Origin of the sequence: Halorussus marinus (assembly GCF_004521895.1) — an archaeon.
Classification (GTDB): domain Archaea; phylum Halobacteriota; class Halobacteria; order Halobacteriales; family Haladaptataceae; genus Halorussus; species Halorussus marinus.
The window spans coordinates 38,141-55,185 of the sequence record NZ_SBIR01000017.1 but is presented as its reverse complement, the minus strand read 5'-3'; the positions used below and the strand labels follow the sequence as shown (position 1 = coordinate 55,185).

Sequence of the window (17,045 nt, the reverse complement as noted above, 5' to 3'; positions counted from 1 at the left end):
GGTGTCGCTTCTCGCTCCATAAACGCTAACTCGATCGAGTCGCTAGCTCCGTTGAGGCGGTCGATTTCTGGCATGGATCACTAGCAAATCGAACCGCCTCATCCTTCATCCTTATCTGAACAGTGCCCCGGACGGCCATCGCGTTAAGTTTGGCGCGCATTGTGGTAGACGGCGAAGGCTTCAAGCCAGGATTGGGCTGTTTCGAGCGTGACATGGCTAAAAATATTCGCAAACGATGATGTTCGTCGTTCTATTTCCCAGAAGACACGTTCGATGGCATTCCGATTTCCATGTGAAACCACCTGGAATCGGTATCCATCTTCAGCGAGAACTGGACCGAGGTAATCCGCATCATCGACGAGAAACAGCACGTCGTCGATCTGATAGCGCTGATGCAACTCGTCGAGAAACCATCGCGTTGTCTGTTTCGTCGTGGTCGGAAACAGGCTGACGTGGAGGATTTCGTTCGTTTCTGGATCGACCGCACCGTACAGCCAGAATTCTTGGCCGTGCAGGCGGATCATCTTCTCGTCAACTGCGAGTTGATCCGCGGTGACTGTCGAAACTGGCTGTAGATCGGCTTTGTGCACCCACTCGTGGATCGCAACGTGGCTCCGTTCGACTCCCAACTCTTCGAGATACTGACTGGCATCCCGAAGTGACATACCCGCCAGGTGACACCGGATGCCCACTTGAATCGCCCACTCGGGAGTCCGCCGCCGCTCCACAAACGACAAATCTATCCACGTGATAGCATCGCTGAGGCGTTCGAGATCGAGCATGGACACTCAGAGATCGAACGCCTCATCCTCTAACTTAACGCGACCCGGACGGCCTCCCGAAAATATTTATCGCTGGAATCGGGACCCCGAAGCGATGGCGCTCGGGACCGGATTCGGGAACGCGGAGTTGGCCGCGATGGCAGCCACGGTGGTGGTCGCCGGTGGAGTCGTCCTCTACGCCGCCCGGTCGGTCACCGGCTGGCGACGCGATCGCGAGCCCGCACCGGTCGACGCGCTCAAGAACACGGTCGCCGGCCAGAACCGGGTCGCGCTGGTGGTGCCCGACGGCCCGAGCATCGACGCGCTCGCGGCGGCGGTCGGGCTCCGGGCGCTCTGCAAGGAGTGGGGCGTCACCGCCCGACTGTTCGCGGAGGGCGAGATCACCGGCGAGGACACCAAGGCGTTCTCGAACATCTTCGACCTCGAGTTCGCGGTTATCGGCGACGGGAGCGAGGAGCTGACCGAGTTCGACGCCGCGATCGCGGTCGGCGGGGGCGGGGCGGTCCCCCGGCTCTCGAACAACCCGCCGGTGGTCGCGGTGGTCCGCCACCGGCCGACCGCCGCGGAGAACATCCTGACGGTGACGCCCACCGAAGACGGCTCGACCTCGACCACGGTCGCGCGATTCCTCCAGACCGAGAACGTGGTCCCCGACCAGCGGATCGCGACCGCGCTCCTTCACGGCATCCGGGCCGGCACGCGGGAGTTCCGCCGGGCGAACGGCCAGCAGGACTACGAGGCCGCCGGCTACCTCCACACCTACGCCGACCTCGGGCGCATCGAGGACCTCCGATCGCCCGGCATGAGCGGCGACACCTTCGACGTGATCGGCGATGCGATCGCCAACCGCGAGCGCCGGGCGAGCTTCGCGGTGACGAACGTCGGGTCGATCCCGGCGGTCTCGGCGCTCGAAGAGGCCGCCGACGCCATGCTCCGGCTCGAAGGCGTCTCGACCGCGGCGGTGTTCGGGATACACGAGGAGACCATCGTGGTGTCGTGTCGCGCCGAGGACGTCCGGACCAACGCGTTCGACATCCTCGACTCCGCGTTCGAGACCAGCGAGACCACCGGCGGCAACACCGACGCCGCGACGGCCCGGGTGCCCCTCGGACTGTTCTCGCAGGTCGACGACGATCAGGAAGAGACCCTCGACATGCTCATCGACGCGAGCACCCGGAAGGCGCTGTTCGAGGCGTTCGAGAGCTCCTGATCTTCTCGGTCGCGAGGTCTTTCATCATCGTTCGGGTCGAAGGCGGCGCTTACGAAAAGAAATTTCTTGTATGCGGTCCTCGTAGCCGGAAGCATGGGACTCTTCGATAAGCTCCGCGGCGACGACAAGCCCCGCGTCGCGTTCTTCGGTATCGACGGCGTGCCGTACAGTTTCCTCGAGGATCACTTCGACGAGTTCGAGAACCTCGCCGCGCTCGCCGACGAGGGGTCGGCCGGGCCGATAGACAGCATCGTCCCGCCCGAGTCGTCGGCGTGTTGGCCCTCCCTCACCACCGGCGTCAACCCCGGACAGACCGGCGTCTACGGCTTCCAAGACCGCGAAACCGGCTCGTACGACACCTACGTCCCGATGGGTCGGGACGTCCAGGCGACCCGAGTGTGGGATCGCGTCCAGAACGCCGGCCGGGACGCGACCGTGATGAACGTCCCCGTCACCTTCCCGCCCCAGCGCAACGTCCAGCGGATGGTCTCGGGCTTTCTCTCGCCGGGCATCGACAAGGCGGCCTACCCCGACGAACTCGGCTCGTACCTCGACTCGATCGACTACAAGATCGACGCCAACGCCAAGCTCGGCCACGACGAGGACAAAGGCGACTTCATCGAGAACGCCCACGAGACCCTCGACGCCCGCTACGAGGCGTTCAAACACTACCTCCAGCAGGACGACTGGGACCTCTTTTTCGGCGTGTTCATGACGACCGACCGGGTCAACCACTTCCTGTTCAAACACTACGAGGAGGACGGCGAGTACAGAGAGGCGTTCCTCGACTTCTACCGGAAGCTCGACCGATACGTCGGCGAGATCCGCCAGAACCTCCCCGACGACGTGACGATGCTGGTCGCCTCCGACCACGGGTTCACCTCCCTCGACTACGAGTTCTACGCGAATACCTGGCTCGAACAGGAGGGGTGGCTCTCCTACGAGGACGACGACCACGAGGAGCTCGGCGACATCACCGACGACACCGAGGCCTACTCGCTGATCCCGGGCCGGTTCTATATCAACCTCGAAGGCCGCGAGCCCCGCGGGAGCGTCCCCGAGAGCGAGTACGAGACCAAGCGCGACCAGCTCAAAGAGGCGCTCGAAGCCGTAGAGGGTCCCGACGGTCGGAAAGTCGTCGAGCGCGTGGTCGAGAAAGAAGACGCCTTCCACGGCGACCACGACGACATCGCGCCCGACCTCGTCGCAATCCCGAACTACGGCTTCGACCTCAAGGCCGGGTTCAAGGGCCACGAGGACGTGTTCGGTCAGGGCCCGCGCAACGGGATGCACAGCTTCGACAACGCGTCGCTGTTCGTCGACGACCCCGAAGCGACGGTTCGTGACGTCGATCTCTTCGACATCACCCCGACGATCCTCGACCTGCTCGAGGTCGAGTACGACGCCGCTGAGTTCGACGGCGCGAGCCTGGTCTGACCGAGGTGAGGCTCAGCCGTCGGCTCTGTGAGTTCGACGCCGTCGAAACGCGCGACCGAAGACGCCGGCCGCTAGATCAAATCGTCCAGTTCGTCGGTGCGGAACTGCTCGGCCGGGTCCTGTTTGGGTTCCTCGGCCCGCTTGCTCGCCTCTTTCGCGCGGTCGAGGAACGCCTCGATCCGATCCGAGCGCTCGACCCCGCCCAGCAGGATGAGCGACGCCAGTCGGCCGCTGTCGAGCGGGAAGTCCCCGCCCCGGACCTGCAGGCTCCCGGTCTCGTCTTCCATCCACTTGCGGGCGCGCTCGACGCCCTTCCGCGGGATCGCGTCCGGCTGGCCGGCGACCACCAGCAGTCCCGAGTCGGCCTCGACGGCGTTGGGCAGGCTGAGGTTGCTGAGGAGCGCCCGCCGGGTCGTGGAGGTGACGGTGTTGATGTTGGCCTCGGCGTCCTCGCCCGCCTCGGCGCTGGCGAACCCGAGCGTGGCGATGCCGCCCGACCGGAGAGTGTTGATGACCTCGCTGGAGTCGACGACGCTCTCGCCGACGCCCTCGACCGCCTCGCCCGAGGCGAACAGCAGGCCGACCCGCTGGGCGATGTTCTCGTTGATCTTGTCGAACGCCTCGCCGACGCTCTCGCCCGAGGTGTGCCACGCGTCGTTGTCGATGAGGAGGGTCGCATCGGCCTCCCGGACCAGCGTCATCAGCGACCGGCCGGCGTTGGCCTGATACATCGCGCCCTCGTCGCGGCCCGGCAACACGCCGAGGCCGTAGACCGGGATCTGGTAGACGCGGTTGAGTTCGCGGGCGAGCACCGGCGCGCCGCCCGATCCGGTGCCGCCGCCGAGGCCCGCGACGACGAATATCGCCTCGGCCTCGGCGGTGATGCGTCCGTCGAGCGCATCCATCACTTCGGTCGCGTCGCTCTGCATCACCTCCGCGCCGAGTTCGTTGTCGCCGCCGACCCCGTGGCCTTTCACCCGATCCTGTCCGATGAGCACCGTATCCAGATCGAGTTCGCGGAGGTCAGCCTTCGCGGAGTTGACCGCGAGGGCGCCCTTGACCGCGCCGAACCCCATCTTCCGGTCGTATTCGGCGAGCCGCTGGGTGAGTTTGCCCCCGGCCTGCCCGACACCAATCAGGACGACTTTCATGCACGGGGACTCGAATTGGAGGACAATCAACTTTCCGGCGCGCGGCGGCGTCCGCGCCGGGATCGAGGCGGTCGTCGGACGAACATTTAAGTATCGGAGCGGGACCACCCCGAGCCATGTCCGACCTCGAAACGCTCGACGAGCGACTCCGCGCGGTCGAGCGAGCGCTCACCGGCGAGGACCGCGACCTGACCGACCTCCGGACCGGCGCCGAACTCGCCGCCGAGACCGACGCGCTCGCCGATCGCCTCGACGAGGCCGAGAACCGACTCGACGAGCTCGACGCCGCCACGCAGGCGCTCAGAGGCTACGTCGGCAACGCACGGACCGTCAACGAGACGGTCGAGCGCCGGGCCGACGCGGCGCTGGCGAAGGCCGAGGCGCTCGAACGCGAACCGCCGACGGTCGAGCGCCCCGTCTGTGACTGCGAGCCCCGACGCGCCGGCGAGTGCGCCGACAGCGAGCGACCCGACCCCGATCGCAGTGGCGACGACGCGGGACTTCTCGCCCGGCTCGCGGAGGCGCTCGGGTGATACGGACGGTGCTCTCGGTGACGCTGGCGGCGACGCTGGCGGCCGCGGCCGCCCCCGCGGTCGACGACGCTCGCACCGCCAGAACCGAGCGGCTCGTCGACGGCGAACTCGACCGCATCGAGGCGGCCGCCGAACGCCTCGTTCGCGAGGAGAGTCCCGCACGGCCCGGCGCGCAAGGGCCGCGGCGCGCGCTGACCGTCTCGTTCCCGTCTGGGTCGGCGACCGCCGTCCCCGTCGCGTCGGTCGCGCTCGGGAGTCGGCTCGACGGCGCCGCGGCCGAACCGCCTTCGAACGCCGAGACCGACGCCAACGGTGTGGTGGCCGCCACGGTCGCGGGCGGCCGGCGGCACGTCCGTCGGATCGGGGTCGAACTCCGGCCGGCCGAGTCGGTCGCCGACGGGGACGCGACCGCCGACCCACTGCTCCTCCGAGCGGGCACCCACCGGCTGGTGCTCCGGCTCGTCAACCTCGATGACCGCCCGGTCGTGCTCGTGACGCTGGCGACCCGAGACGGCTCGTCGCTCCCCGACGGCAGACCTCCACGGAGCCGTGACGGCGGTTCGGCGCCGAAATGACACGAGGGCGCTATGTCCGCTGGAGACGATTTCACCGAAGCCAACAATTAACTCGGACGCGCCCTAAGTGCGGGTACCGCGGCGCCGTTGCACGGCCGGACTCTCACACAGGAGACACTGAATGGTCACAGACCGACAACTCCGACGCAGCACAGCGAACTGGCAGAACCTTCCACTTCGCCACGCGACTCCTCCCCGAACGGGTGCGCAACCCGACCTACGTCCTCTACGCGTTCTTCCGCGTGGCCGACGAGGTCGTGGACGGCGCGACCGACCTGTCACCGGAGGAGGAACGCGAGCGACTGGAGCAACTGCGCGCCGAGGCGCAGGGCCGTCGTGAGACCGACGACCCCGTGCTCGCCGCGTTTCAGGAGATGCGCGAAGAGTACGACATCCCCGACGACGAGATCGAGGAGTTCATCGACGCGATGGCGACCGACATCGACAAGAGTCGGTACGCGAACTACGAGGAACTGGAGTCGTACGTTCGCGGCTCGGCGGCCGCCGTCGGGGTGATGATGCAGGCGGTCATGGGCGTCGAGGAGCCCGACCGGGCGCGGCCCCACGCGGTCGCGCTGGGCGAGGCGTTCCAGCTGACGAACTTCCTGCGCGACGTGCGCGAGGACATCCGCGACCACGACCGCGTCTATCTCCCCGGGACGACCCGCGAGCGCCACGGCGTCACGGAGGCCCAGCTCCGGCGTTGCGACCCGGACGACGGCTTCCGAGCCACCATGGCCGAGGAGCTCCGGCGCGCCGAGCGCAAGTACCGCGAGGGCGTGGCGGGCATCGAGTACCTTCCCGAAGACTGTCAGTTCGCGGTGCTTTTCGCCGCGGTACTGTACGCTGAGTACCACCGGCTCATCCGGGCGCGGGAGTTCGACGTGCTGACCTCGCCCCCGGAGCTGAGCGCGCCGCGCGCGGCGTGGCTCTGGGCGAAGACCCGGTGGCACTGGCAGTGGTCCGACGACCCCAAGACGGTGTTCCGCCGAGTCAGCGCCGTCCCCGACGGCGACGGCTCGCCCGGCGGCGCCGACGTTCCCGGCGGAACGCCCCAGTTCGAGTAGGGAGTCGTCGCACCGCTGTCGATCCGCTCTTCCGGTGTGTCCCCACTATAGCGATCCGTGGAGCGGCGCCCACACGTTCGAACTACCCGGGACTGCCCCGGCCGAACACCGCGAAGTCGAAGCGGTCGGCCCGAATCAGCCCGACGGCCAGCGCGGCCGCCAGCCCGACCGCGACCCAGTTGCCGAAGTAGGCGTTGGTCGCGCCCCACAGGACCACGAAGCTCACGAAGTCGTCGAGCGCGAACTCACAGTCGGCGAGTCGGGCGGCCAGCGCGTCGGCGTCGAAGGCGTACTCGATCGCGGTGACGGCCACGAATCCGCTCAGCACCCACCCGACGTAGTTCGAGACCGGGACCCCGTAGTACGGGCCGCCGCCGTAGGTCCAGAAGCCGATCGCGACCGCCGCGGGGTCGAGCACGAGGTCGACGACCAGCACGACCGCCAGCGACGCGCCGATCCGGCCGGCGGTCGACAGCCGCGGGGCCAGCAGTCCCACCAGCAGGTAGCTGTTGAGCACCAGCGGGAGGAAAAAGACCGGCAGTCCCACCGGCACGCCCGCGATCATCGGTCCCAGTTCGGTCTGGTAGTGGAACTCGCCGTAGGGCCAGCCGGTCGTCACGCCGACGAACTCGATGAGGTAGCTGTAGGCGGTCACCGCGACCAGGCCGGCGGCCGCCCGCCGGTCGATCAGCGGGGCGAGCGCGGCCGCCAGCGGGAGCCGCATCACGAGCGTCCCGAAAAGCACCGCCAGCGGGTTCATCGCGAGCCAGTCCGGGAGCAGTCCCTCGTGGCTCGTGACGAACAGCGCGGCGCCGACGACCGGGAACACCACCGCGATCGTGAAGCGGTTGTCCAGCACGACCTCGGCGAGCGTCGCCTCGACGGCGTCTCTACGCACGCACGACCCCCCAGAGGCCCCCGAGGGTCAGCACCATCCCGACGAGGCCGTTGATCGCCGGGAACCACCAGTACGCCCGGGCGACGTCGACGTCGGTCTCGGCGACGCCGACCGCGAGCGCGGGATACACCGCGAGCAACGCCCCCGCCCGGAGGTCGATCGCGCCGAAGGCGCCGGCCGCGAGGAGCCAGCACCCCGCACAGTACGCCAGCGTGGCTCGCTCGCCCAGCAGCGTCGCGGTCGTCCGGATACCGGCCCGGCGGTCGGGCTCGATGTCGGGCACCGCCGAGAAGGTGTGCATCGCCATCGCCCAGAGCCAGCCGCCGGCCAGCGCGAGCACCGGGGGCTGGCGGCCCGCGACCGCGGCGAACGCCGCCGCGCCCGGCAGGACGTACAGCCCGTTCGAGACCGAGTCCAACAGCGGCGTCGTCTTGAATCGGAGCGGCGGGGCGCTGTACGCGAACCCGAGCGCGAGGAACCCGGCGACCCAGACCGAGGCCCCGAGCGGGAGGACGGCGACCAGCGCCGCGCCCGCGACCCCGCAGACCGCGACGACCGCGCCGACCGCGAGCCCGCCGCGATACCGGGCTTCGCGGTTCTCTTTTTTGGGATTTGTCTCGTCGATCTCGGCGTCGAAGGCGTCGTTGACCCCGTAGAGGTAGACGTTTGCGGGGACGAGGAAGTACGCGAACAGCGCGACCGCCTCCGGCGCGAACAGGTCGGCGGTCGTCGACGCGCCGAACGCGACCCCGACGACCACCGGTCCCGCCAGATAGAACCAAAAGCGGGGCCGCGAGAGCACCAGCAGGTACCGGAGCATGCTACTCGCCGCGGTCCTCCAGCACCGCGTCGGCGGTGTGCTGGCCGCCGATCAGACACATCGGCACCCCGATGCCGGGCGTGGTGTACGACCCGGTGAAGTAGAGCCCGTCGACCTCCGACGAGCGGCGACTCGGCCGGAGCGGGCCGGTCTGGCGGAGGGTGTGAGCGAGCCCGAGCGCGGTGCCCGCCCGGCTGTTGTACCGGTCGGTGAACTCGGAGACGGAGAAGCGCTCTTCGACCACGATGCGATCCCGGAGGTCGACGCCCGTGTTCTCGGCGATGTCCTCGAGCACGAGGTCGCGGTAGCGCTCGCGGGTCTCGGCGTCGTCGTCGAGCCCGGGCGCGATCGGTACCAGCGCGAACAGGTTGCTGTGGCCCTCCGGGGCGACGGTCTCGTCGGTCTCGCTGGGCACGCAGAGGTAGTAGGCCGGGTCGTCGGGCCACGCCGGCTCGTCGAAGATCTGCTCGAAGTGCTCGTGCCAGTCGGTCGGGAGCACGAGGGTGTGGTGTTCGAGGGAGTCGACCGATCCCTCGACGCCGAGATACAGCAGGAACGCGGAGGGCGCGTACGTCCGGGAGTCCCAGTAGTCCTCGTCGTACTGGCGGCGCTCGGGGGCCAGAAGCTCCTGTTCGGTGTGGGCGTAGTCGGCGTCGCTCACCACGAAGTCCGCCCGGAGGAACCCCTCGTCGGTCTCGACTTCGAAGTCGCCCGCCGACCCCTCGATCGCCTCGACCGGACTCCCGGTCCGGTACTCGACGCCAAGCTCCGAGCCGAGGTCGACGATGCCGTCGACCACGCCGCCCAGTCCGTCCTCGGGGTAGTGGACGCCGAGGTTGAAGTCGACGTGGCTCATCAGGTTGTAGAGCGCGGGCGTGTTGCTCGGCGACCCGCCGAGGAACACGAGCGTGTACTGCATGATCTGGCGGAGCTTCGGGTGGTCGAAGTAGTCGGCGACGTGGTCCTGCATCGACCCGAGGAACGTCAGACCGCGGGCGTGGCGGACCACGTCCCAGTCGACGTAGTCCCGGAACCGGGGCCGGTCGGTGTAGACGAAGTGCTCCATCCCGATCTCGTAGGTCTCCTCGGCCTCCGCGAGGTAGGCGTCGAGGGCCGCCCCGGCGCCGTCCTCGTACTCCCCGAAGATCGCTTTGGTCTCCTCCCGGTCGGCCGAGACCGTCACCTCGTCGCCGTCCTTGAAGAAGATCTTGTAATGGGGGTCGAGATGCTCCAGCCCGTAGTAGTCCTCGGGCTCGCGGCCGAAGTGGCCGAAGAACCGCTCGAACACGTCAGGCATCAGGTACCACGACGGCCCCATGTCGAACCGGAAGCCGTCGCGCTCCAGAACGCTCGCGCGGCCGCCCAACTGGTCGTTTCGCTCCACGACTGTCACGTCGGCGCCGGCGTCGGCGAGATAACACGCCGTCGAGAGGCCGCCGAAGCCGCCACCGACGATCGCGACCGACCTGTCCGCGAGTTGCATACTCGGATCTGGGGACGCGACCGACATAAAACGATGCGGAGACGCGCTCGGCCGACGGCCGGCGCGGTCGTTCCGACCGTCCACCGATACACTTATTATCGGCTCGGCGACCGTTCGAAACAGAGAGCCATGAACGCCCCGAAGTTCGCCCTCCTGCTCGGCGTGGGTCTGCTGTCTTTTCTGTTCGTGACGGCGCTCTACGTCGTCTGGACCCGGATCGTCGGGCTCGATCCCACCCTCGCCAAGCGCTGTGTGGCGCTGTCTGACGTCTGGCGGTCGGCGCTCGCGGCGGTCTCGGGCGTGGCGCTCGGGACGTTGAGCCTCGCGGCGCCCTCCGTCCGGACGGGCGTCGCGGTCATGGTGTTGCTGGCCGCGAGCACGTTCGCCGCGCTGTTGGTGTTCGAGTTGGTCCAGCAACGACGCGCGGTCGCGGGGTGACGCCGAACATCGCGTCCGGCGTCGCGTCGAACCCCTGATCGCGGGCGCCCGGCACCGACTCCCACCGGGGTGGGCGCTCAGGCTCGCTTCTGGATCTCCTCGCGGAGCACCTCGCTCACGAGGTCGCCGTCGGCCTTCCCGCCGAGCGCGCCCATCGCTTCGCCCATCAGCCCGGAGAACGCCTGCATCCCCTCTTGTTCGACCTGCCCCTCGTTTCGCTCGACGACCTCGACGACGGCGCCCCGGACCTCGTCTTCGCCCGCGCTCCCGAGTCCCTCCGCCTCGACGGCCTCGGCGGCACTGCGCTCGGGACGCTCGGCGAGCGCGGTCAGCACCGCGCCGACGTTGCCCTTCGCGGTCTCGCCGTCGGCGACCAGTTCGAGCGTCTCCAGCAGGTGGTCGTCGGTGAGGTTCTCGACCGCCACGCCGTCCCGGCGAAGTTCGGTGACCGTGCTCTCGAGGGTGCCGGCCGCGAGCGTGGGGTCGACCCCCGCCTCGACCGCGGTCTCGAACAGCGCCATTCGCTCGCCGTACGCCACCTGCTCGGCGAGTCCGGCGTCGAGACCGTACTCGTCCCGATAGCGCTCGACCTTCTCGGTCAGAAGCTCCGGGGGTTCGACCTCACTGGGGTCGGGGTCGACCGGCGGCACGTCGGTCTCGGGGTACATCCGGGCCGCGCCCGGCAGGGGCCGGAGGTAGCGAGTGGTGCCGTCCTCGTTGGCGCCCCGGGTCTCCTCGGGGACGCCCTCCAGCGCGGTCTCGGCCCGGTCGGCCGCCGCCTCGATCGCGGCCTCGGCGGTCTCGGGGTCGGCCGCGACGATGGCGACCGCGTCCGTCTCGCCGGCGCCGACCGCCTCGCGGAGCGACTCGACCTCCGCCTCGGTGACGCCGTAGGCGGGCAGTTCGTCGGTGTGGAAGATGCCGCCGGCGCCGTGGCGCTTGGCGTGGTCCGACAGTTCGGTGCCGAGCCGGCGGTCGGGCTGGAGTTCCGCCCCGACGAGGCCGTCGAAGCCGTACAGCGCCACCGCGGTAACCGTGCCGCCCGAACTGAGCGCGCCGTCGATGACTCCCGAGTCCGTGTCCTCGAACACGTCGGTCACGTCGGCGACGTCGCCCACTTCGGCGTCGCGCTCGCGGAGTTCGTCGCGGAGTTCGAGCAGTCGGACCTGCCGGTGGACCTCGTTTTCGACGAGGTCGTCGATGTCGTCGAGGCTCTGGACGCCCTTGACCTCGACCCGTGCGCCCTCCGCGATGGAGATGTTGACGTCCTGTCGGATGGTGCCGAGCCCGCGCTTTACCTTCCCGGTCGAGCGCAGGAGCATGCCGATGGTCTCGGCGGCCTCGCGGGCCTGCTCGGGCGAACGGATGTCGGGCTTGGTGCCGATCTCGACCAGCGGGATGCCGAGCCGGTCGAGCGAGTACCGCACCCCGTCGTCGGTCTCCTCGACGCGCTGGGCGCTCTCCTCTTCGAGCATCAGGTCCTCGATCCCCACCGGGCCGTCGTCGGTCTCGATCTCGCCGTCGGTCGCCATCAGGGTCGAGCGCTGGAACCCCGAGGTGTTCGAGCCGTCGACCACGATCTTGCGCATGACGTGGGCCTGATCGACCGGGTCCATGTCGAGCAGTTGGGCGATTTCGAGGACGACCTCCTGGGCCTCCCCGTCGAGCCGGTGGGGCGGCTCGTCGTCCTCCTCGACGAGGCAGGTGGTGTCGTACGCGAGGTACTCGAACTCGCGGTCGACCTGGCTCTCCTCTAGGGCGGCCTCGTCGAGTTCGCCCAGTTCGCTCTTGGTCGGGTGGAGGTACCGGCTGAACTGACGCTCGGACTCCTCGGGCTCGCGGAGCGCGGTCGGACAGTTACAGAACAGCTTCGTCTCGGTGTCGAGTTGCTGGTGTATCTCCAGCCCCGCGACGAGGCCGAGACCCTCGTAGTCGTACTCGGTCATTACACGCCACTCCGAGCGCGAGGAGTAAAAAACCGTTCAGTCTCGACCGGCGGGGTCGCGTCGGCGACTCGGGCGTCCGCGAGGTTTATATCAGCCGTGCGTTAACTTCCGGGCATGGCATCCGAGCGCGACGGACCCGACCCGAACGAGGGGGTCCACGTCCGTCGGCTCGACGTGGTCGACACGCTCCGGTGGTCGTGGTACGCGCTCGGCGACCACCTCGAACTCGCGGCGGTCGCGTTCGCCGTCCAGCTCGTGGGGCTCGGCGCGTCGCTCGGGGTGACCTACGAGTCGCCGACCGACCCGCCGACGGTCGCCGACTGGGCGTGGCCGGCGTACCTCGCCTTCGCGGTCGGGCTGGTCGTCGTCTGGGGCGTCTGCTATCTGACCGCGGCGGACGCGGTCGCCGAGCGAACGAGCCCGCTCGCCGAGCGACTCGTCGGGGCCACGAAGCGAGTGCCCGCGGTAATCGGGGCCTCCCTGCTGTTGTGGCCGCTGGTCTCGATCGGCTTCGCGCTGTTCGTGCTCCCGGGGCTGTATCTCGTCCACCGGCTCGTGCTGGCGTATCCGGCCTGCGTGATCGACGGGCGGGGGCCGCTCGCGAGCCTCAGATCGAGCTGGGCGGTCGCCGGCGGGGGCGTCTGGAAGATCGTCGGCGTCTCGCTGGTCTCCGTCGCGCTCGCCTCGGTGTCCGTGGTCGTCTCGAGGACGATCGGGGCGGTGTCGGGACCGGCCGCCCTCGCGCTCAGTACGGGCATCTCGTCGGCACTGCTCGCGCTGTTCGGACTCGCGGTCGGCCACCTCTACCTCGAAGCCAGCCGGAACGCCTGATCAGCGCCGTCCGGTCCGCTCGGTCCAGCGCTCGCCGAGCCGCTCGTGGAGTCGCCGCCCGACCAGCTCTCGGAGCCGCCGGGCGTCGGTCCGGTCGAGGTCGACCGCGCTGGCCTCCCGGCCGCCGAACCCGGCCGAACTCGCGGTGTCGATCACGACCGTCGCGAGCCGGCGGCGGCGCTGGAAGATGGTCCGGGTCTCGATCACGGTCTGGACCCGGTCGTAGGCCACGATCTTCGTGGTGCGCTGCCAGAAGCCGTTGCGGGTCACGACGTGGCGGTCGGCCCGGGCGTACCCGCGATTCGCCCACTTGAGGTGGGCCGCGACGGGGGTGAGAACGACGAGCGCGAGCGGCGCGTACCAGATATCGGGGCGGCCGGCCAGCGCCCGGGCGCCCAAGAGGAGTCCCGCGACGCCCGCCAGCGCGAGCGTGTACCGGGCGACGTAGCGCGTCCGGGCGCGCTTGGGCGGGCGCTCGAATTCGGGCGGATCGAACGGCTCGACCTCCCGCGCCAGATCGAGGACGCGCTCGCGGGTCGCGAGCGGCACCGCGGCCTCCGACCCGCCCGAGGGCGTCTGGCCCGGCGCGTACCCCGCGGTCTCGACCGCGAGCGCGGCGTACCCGAACCGCCGCATCAGGACGTTCTCGCGCACGGTCACCGTCTGGACCTTCTCCAGCGGGATCGAGCCGTCGTAGCGCTGGATCAGCCCCCGCTCGTACCGGAGCTCCTCGCCCACCTGCGAGAGCCGGAAGCCGTAGTAGCGCGCGAAGGTGAACACCGCACTGATCGCCCAGAGCCCGACCGCGAGCAGGCCGACGATCACGATGCCACCGAGGAAAGCGAGGTCGGCGATGCCGGGGACGAACGGGAACGCGACCGGCCCGAACGCCAGCACCGAGACGTACCGCAGGTCGAACGAAAGGAGACTCAGCGCGACGAGTTCGGGCATCGAGAGCTCGAACAGCGTCTCCTCGGGGTCGTCGGGGCGGTCGACCGACTCACCGGCGTCGGTCGCGGCCCCGCCGCGTTTCAGCCGCTGGATCTCGCGCTGGAGGCGCTTTGCCTCGTCGTAGCCGACGTACCGCAGGCTCGCCTCGGTCTCGCCGCCGCCGGCGGTTTCGAGATCGAGCGCCGCGAGCCCGAGCGCGCGCTGGATCACGTTGCGCGAGATGTCGACGTTCTGGACCCGACGGAGCGGAATCTCGCGGTGGCGTCGCGAGACGACCCCGGAGGCGAGGTCGAGCCCGTCGTCGGTGAGTTCGTAGTCGAACCGCCGGTAGTAGGCGACCTCCCAGCCCGCGGTGACGAGCACGCCCAAGATTGCCAGCCCGACCAGCGCGGGGCCGATCAGATCGGGGATCGCGCCGGTGCCCGACAGCGTGATCCCGAGAAACACCACCGAGGTGCCGACGCTGATCCCCCGCGAGATCGCACGGTATGGGACCGAGAGCGGGTGGAGTTTCATACCGCGTCGAAGTCGCCTTCGCTCTCGATGGCGAGGCGGCGGAGTCGCTCCTGGAGGGCGTCGGCCCGGTCGGGGGTCAGCCCCGGAATCGTCACGTCCGCGCCCCGCGAGCCCGCGGTGTAGACGACCACGCTCGACAGCCCGGCCGCCCGTTCGATGGGGCCCCGCTGGGTGTCGACGTGCTGGACCCGAACGAACGGGACCACCGTGTGAACGCGGGTGAGAACGCCCCGTTCGAGGTAGAGGTCGTCGTCGCGCACCTCGAAGGCCCAGACCCGGTACTTGACCAGGACGTAGCCGACGCCGACGCCGAGGACGGCGACCGCAGCGACGACCGCGATCCACGCGCCGACGCCGAGCGCGAACCGGTCGGCGACGCCGACGCCGACCCCGAGGACCGCGGCGGTCACGAGCACGCCGATGCCCCAGACCAGTCGGATGCGCGGGTTCAGCGTTTCCATGTCGCGTGGAACTACCTCCTGCCCGATAAGTTCACTCATCCGGCGGGCGAGCAGGCTATCATCCGCCGACGGCGTCGGCGATTCGCCGGCGGACGGCCTCGGCGGTCCCGGCGTCCTCGTCGCGCTCGTCCAGTTCGAAGGCGGCGAGAGCGTCTCTCACGGCGTCGGCGCCCGCCCGCGAGAGGGTGACCTCGGCCGTGTCGTCGGGGTCGAGTGGCCCATCCTCGTCGAGCCACTCGCCGGGGGACCACTCGTCGTCGGCCGTCTCGCCCCCATCGCCGGTGCGGTACTGATCGACCTCGAACGCGGCCGCGAGCCGGTCTTGAACCTCCTGAAGCCGGCGGCCCCGGTCGTCGGAGGCGGTCATCTCCTCGTCGGCCAGCGCGGCGACGACCACCCGGGCCTCGCCCCGCGTCAGATCGACCGTAACCGTGTCGGTGTTCTCGGCCATGCCAACGACAGACGGGCCCGGCAGTGAAACGGTTGACGGGCGGACCGATCGGCCGGCGGGCCGAGCGCCGATCAGTCGTCGCCGAGGATCCCGCGGTGGGTCATCGCTTCGGGGTCGATGACCTCGGCGGCCTCGTCCTCGCTGAGATACCCCTTCTCGACGACGACCTCTCGGACCGTCTTGCCCTCCTTGAGCGCGGCCTTGGCGGCCTCGCTGGCCTTGTCGTAGCCGATGTGGGGGTTGAGCGCGGTCGCGAGCGCCATGCTCTGTTCGACCTGATCCTCGCAGTGGGCCTCGTTTGCCTCCAGCTTGCGGACGAACTTCTCGCCGAACACCTCCGCGGAGTTGGCGAGAAGTTCGGCCGACTGGAGGAAGTTGTGCGCGAGCACCGGCTTGTAGAGGTTGAGGTCGATCTGGCCCTCGGCGGCGCCCGCGCTCACCGCGGCGTCGTTGCCCACGACCTGCTTGTGGACCTGATTGACCGCCTCGGCGACCACGGGGTTGATCTTGCCGGGCATGATCGAGCTCCCGGGCTGGTTCTCGGGCTGTTCGAGTTCGCCGAGCCCGTTGCGCGGGCCGGAGGCGAGCAGCCGGAGGTCGTTGGCGATCTTGTTGAGCGAGCCCGCGACCGTCCGGAGCGCGCCGTGGGCCTCGCTCATCGCGTCGTGGGCGGCCTGGGCCTCGAAGTGGTTGTCGGCCTCGCGGAACTCGACGCCGGTCTCCTCGGAGATGTACTCGGCGGCCGTCTCGGGGAACTCCGGATGGGTGTTCAGCCCAGTGCCGACCGCGGTCCCGCCCAGCGCGAGCTCCGAGAGGTGCTCGCGGATGCGGTCGAGTCGGCCGAGTCCCTTCTCGACCTGCGTGCGATAGCCCGAGAACTCCTGGCCGAGCCGGATCGGCGTCGCGTCCTGGAGGTGGGTCCGGCCGGTCTTGACGACGCCGTCGAACTCGGCCTCTTTGGCTTCGAGGGCCTCGCGCAGCGAGTCGAGCGCGGGCAGGAGATCTTTCTCGACGGCCTCCAGCGACGCGACGTGCATCGCGGTCGGGATCACGTCGTTGCTCGACTGGCCGTAGTTGACGTGGTCGTTGGGGTGGATCTCTCGGGTGCCCAGGTCGCCGCCGTAGATCTCGGTCGCGCGGTTGGCGATGACCTCGTTGGCGTTCATGTTCGAGGAGGTCCCCGAGCCGGTCTGGAACACGTCGACCGGGAACTGGTCGTCGTGGTCGCCCGCGATGACCTCGTCGGCGGCCTCGACGATGGCGTCGGCCTTGTCGTCGGGGATCTGTTCGAGGTCGCGGTTCGCCTGCGCGGCGGCTTTCTTGACGACGCCGAGCGCGCGGACGAATCGCCGCCCGAACGTGATGCCCGAGACGGGGAAGTTCTCCAGCGCGCGCTGTGTCTGGGCGCCCCAGTAGGCGTCCGCGGGCACCTGCATCTCTCCGAGGCTGTCCGATTCGGTCCGGTAGCTCTCCTCGTCGGTCATACGTTCGGGTC

At 69.2% G+C, this 17,045-nt stretch carries 16 protein-coding genes and 1 pseudogene; 7 read left to right on the top strand and 10 right to left on the bottom strand.

The window, feature by feature from the left end; translation table 11 throughout:
- Positions 1-143: 143 nt before the first annotated feature.
- The gene (locus EPL04_RS17810; RefSeq protein WP_134672528.1) at positions 144-782 is read right to left on the bottom strand and encodes an IS6 family transposase; all 639 of its coding nucleotides are present in this window, start codon (positions 780-782) and stop codon (positions 144-146) included.
- Between the two features lie 94 nt (positions 783-876).
- On the opposite strand from EPL04_RS17810, the gene EPL04_RS17805 reads away from it, so the two are divergent.
- Entirely contained in the window at positions 877-1,992 is a 1,116-nt protein-coding gene (locus tag EPL04_RS17805) for a DHH family phosphoesterase (protein WP_134672527.1), read from the top strand.
- A gap of 93 nt (positions 1,993-2,085) precedes the next feature.
- The gene (locus EPL04_RS17800) at positions 2,086-3,429 is read left to right on the top strand and encodes an alkaline phosphatase family protein (RefSeq protein ID WP_134672526.1); all 1,344 of its coding nucleotides are present in this window, start codon (positions 2,086-2,088) and stop codon (positions 3,427-3,429) included.
- A 71-nt stretch (positions 3,430-3,500) separates the two neighbouring features.
- Here the strand turns inward: EPL04_RS17800 and EPL04_RS17795 are convergent, their stop codons facing one another.
- A complete protein-coding gene (locus tag EPL04_RS17795; protein WP_134672525.1) occupies positions 3,501-4,580 on the bottom strand; it encodes a tubulin/FtsZ family protein in 1,080 nt (359 codons plus the stop codon).
- Positions 4,581-4,696: 116 nt separating this feature from the next.
- Here EPL04_RS17795 and EPL04_RS17790 point away from each other — a divergent pair, with 116 nt between their 5' ends.
- From EPL04_RS17790 to EPL04_RS17780, 3 genes and pseudogenes are all read left to right on the top strand, one after another.
- On the top strand, positions 4,697-5,113 hold the full coding sequence (locus EPL04_RS17790) for a DUF7310 family coiled-coil domain-containing protein (RefSeq protein WP_134672524.1): 417 nt from the start codon (positions 4,697-4,699) through the stop codon (positions 5,111-5,113).
- On the top strand, positions 5,110-5,688 hold the full coding sequence (locus tag EPL04_RS17785) for a DUF7311 family protein (protein WP_134672523.1): 579 nt from the start codon (positions 5,110-5,112) through the stop codon (positions 5,686-5,688). The genes EPL04_RS17790 and EPL04_RS17785 overlap by 4 nt, the downstream gene beginning before the upstream one ends.
- Positions 5,689-5,840: 152 nt before the next feature.
- Positions 5,841-6,755: pseudogene (locus EPL04_RS17780) on the top strand (phytoene/squalene synthase family protein); the annotation flags it as partial.
- An 82-nt stretch (positions 6,756-6,837) separates the two neighbouring features.
- Here the strand turns inward: EPL04_RS17780 and cruF are convergent.
- From cruF to EPL04_RS17765, 3 genes are read right to left on the bottom strand one after another with little or no spacing between them, the layout of a single operon-like run.
- On the bottom strand, positions 6,838-7,653 hold the full coding sequence (gene cruF, locus EPL04_RS17775) for a bisanhydrobacterioruberin hydratase (RefSeq protein WP_134672521.1): 816 nt from the start codon (positions 7,651-7,653) through the stop codon (positions 6,838-6,840).
- Positions 7,646-8,473 (bottom strand): prenyltransferase, encoded by an 828-nt coding sequence (locus EPL04_RS17770; RefSeq protein WP_134672520.1) that lies wholly within the window; start codon positions 8,471-8,473, stop codon positions 7,646-7,648. Before EPL04_RS17770 ends, cruF begins: the two co-directional genes overlap by 8 nt.
- Before the next feature lies 1 nt (position 8,474).
- Positions 8,475-9,956 carry a phytoene desaturase family protein gene (locus EPL04_RS17765; protein ID WP_134672519.1) on the bottom strand — a complete coding sequence of 494 codons (1,482 nt, stop codon included), beginning with the start codon at positions 9,954-9,956 and terminating at the stop codon, positions 8,475-8,477.
- 129 nt (positions 9,957-10,085) lie between these two features.
- Here EPL04_RS17765 and EPL04_RS17760 point away from each other — a divergent pair, with 129 nt between their 5' ends.
- Positions 10,086-10,394 (top strand): hypothetical protein, encoded by a 309-nt coding sequence (locus tag EPL04_RS17760; RefSeq protein ID WP_134672518.1) that lies wholly within the window; start codon positions 10,086-10,088, stop codon positions 10,392-10,394.
- 77 nt (positions 10,395-10,471) lie between these two features.
- Here EPL04_RS17760 and gatE read toward each other — a convergent pair whose 3' ends face one another.
- Entirely contained in the window at positions 10,472-12,340 is a 1,869-nt protein-coding gene (gatE, locus tag EPL04_RS17755; RefSeq protein ID WP_134672517.1) for a Glu-tRNA(Gln) amidotransferase subunit GatE, read from the bottom strand.
- A 114-nt stretch (positions 12,341-12,454) separates the two neighbouring features.
- Between gatE and EPL04_RS17750 the strand changes: the two genes are divergently transcribed.
- Positions 12,455-13,171: a hypothetical protein gene (locus EPL04_RS17750; protein WP_134672516.1), complete on the top strand. Its 717-nt coding sequence runs from the start codon at positions 12,455-12,457 to the stop codon at positions 13,169-13,171.
- Here the strand turns inward: EPL04_RS17750 and EPL04_RS17745 are convergent, their stop codons facing one another.
- The 4 genes from EPL04_RS17745 to EPL04_RS17730 all read right to left on the bottom strand — a co-directional run bounded on the left by EPL04_RS17745 (position 13,172) and on the right by EPL04_RS17730 (position 17,034).
- Positions 13,172-14,638: a PH domain-containing protein gene (locus tag EPL04_RS17745; RefSeq protein WP_134672515.1), complete on the bottom strand. Its 1,467-nt coding sequence runs from the start codon at positions 14,636-14,638 to the stop codon at positions 13,172-13,174.
- The gene (locus EPL04_RS17740) at positions 14,635-15,099 is read right to left on the bottom strand and encodes a PH domain-containing protein (protein WP_134672514.1); all 465 of its coding nucleotides are present in this window, start codon (positions 15,097-15,099) and stop codon (positions 14,635-14,637) included. The genes EPL04_RS17745 and EPL04_RS17740 overlap by 4 nt, the downstream gene beginning before the upstream one ends.
- Before the next feature lie 58 nt (positions 15,100-15,157).
- A complete protein-coding gene (locus EPL04_RS18935) occupies positions 15,158-15,550 on the bottom strand; it encodes a hypothetical protein (protein WP_167599518.1) in 393 nt (130 codons plus the stop codon).
- Between the two features lie 71 nt (positions 15,551-15,621).
- Positions 15,622-17,034 (bottom strand): class II fumarate hydratase, encoded by a 1,413-nt coding sequence (locus EPL04_RS17730; protein WP_134672513.1) that lies wholly within the window; start codon positions 17,032-17,034, stop codon positions 15,622-15,624.
- Positions 17,035-17,045: the final 11 nt, after the last annotated feature.

Excerpts from the sequence above, each read along its gene's own strand:
- EPL04_RS17810 (WP_134672528.1), bottom strand. The coding sequence starts at position 782 with ATGCTCGATCTCGAACGCCTCAGCGATGCTATCACGTGGATAGATTTG.
- EPL04_RS17795 (WP_134672525.1), bottom strand. The coding sequence starts at position 4,580 with ATGAAAGTCGTCCTGATTGGTGTCGGGCAGGCCGGGGGCAAACTCACC.
- EPL04_RS17740 (WP_134672514.1), bottom strand. The coding sequence starts at position 15,099 with ATGGAAACGCTGAACCCGCGCATCCGACTGGTCTGGGGCATCGGCGTG.
- EPL04_RS17790 (WP_134672524.1), top strand. The coding sequence starts at position 4,697 with ATGTCCGACCTCGAAACGCTCGACGAGCGACTCCGCGCGGTCGAGCGA.
- EPL04_RS17805 (WP_134672527.1), top strand. The coding sequence starts at position 877 with ATGGCGCTCGGGACCGGATTCGGGAACGCGGAGTTGGCCGCGATGGCA.
- EPL04_RS17730 (WP_134672513.1), bottom strand. The coding sequence starts at position 17,034 with ATGACCGACGAGGAGAGCTACCGGACCGAATCGGACAGCCTCGGAGAG.
- EPL04_RS17750 (WP_134672516.1), top strand. The coding sequence starts at position 12,455 with ATGGCATCCGAGCGCGACGGACCCGACCCGAACGAGGGGGTCCACGTC.
- EPL04_RS17770 (WP_134672520.1), bottom strand. The coding sequence starts at position 8,473 with ATGCTCCGGTACCTGCTGGTGCTCTCGCGGCCCCGCTTTTGGTTCTAT.
- EPL04_RS17760 (WP_134672518.1), top strand. The coding sequence starts at position 10,086 with ATGAACGCCCCGAAGTTCGCCCTCCTGCTCGGCGTGGGTCTGCTGTCT.
- gatE (WP_134672517.1), bottom strand. The coding sequence starts at position 12,340 with ATGACCGAGTACGACTACGAGGGTCTCGGCCTCGTCGCGGGGCTGGAG.
- EPL04_RS17765 (WP_134672519.1), bottom strand. The coding sequence starts at position 9,956 with ATGCAACTCGCGGACAGGTCGGTCGCGATCGTCGGTGGCGGCTTCGGC.
- EPL04_RS17745 (WP_134672515.1), bottom strand. The coding sequence starts at position 14,638 with ATGAAACTCCACCCGCTCTCGGTCCCATACCGTGCGATCTCGCGGGGG.
- EPL04_RS18935 (WP_167599518.1), bottom strand. The coding sequence starts at position 15,550 with ATGGCCGAGAACACCGACACGGTTACGGTCGATCTGACGCGGGGCGAG.
- EPL04_RS17800 (WP_134672526.1), top strand. The coding sequence starts at position 2,086 with ATGGGACTCTTCGATAAGCTCCGCGGCGACGACAAGCCCCGCGTCGCG.